This is a genomic window from Peribacillus sp. SIMBA_075, assembly GCF_046534585.1.
Map to the genome: position 1 here is coordinate 1 of NZ_JAWRYN010000802.1, position 265 is coordinate 265.

At 49.8% G+C, this 265-nt stretch carries 1 pseudogene; it reads left to right on the plus strand.

Features of this window, described 5'->3' with window-relative positions:
* Positions 1–178: 178 nt before the first annotated feature.
* Positions 179–265: pseudogene (locus SB775_RS30425) on the plus strand (xanthine phosphoribosyltransferase); the annotation flags it as partial.

Sequence of the window (265 nt, forward strand, 5' to 3'; positions counted from 1 at the left end):
GGGCTGGTCCAAGCGGCGCTGGCACGCTCGATGCGTGTTACACCTGAGGGAGAAAAGCCCAGAGGGACAGGTTTCACTTCGTGTTGGTTTGTGTTTTCAGCCAGCTCGTGACCTGTCCGCTCTGGGCTTTATTTATTTTATTGGGATCATGTAGGGATCATTCGAGGGGGAAAATCAGATGAAAGAATTGCAAGACCGCATTGTACAGGACGGCAAGGTGTTGTCCGCGTCCGTATTAAAAGTAGATGCTTTTTTAAACCACCAG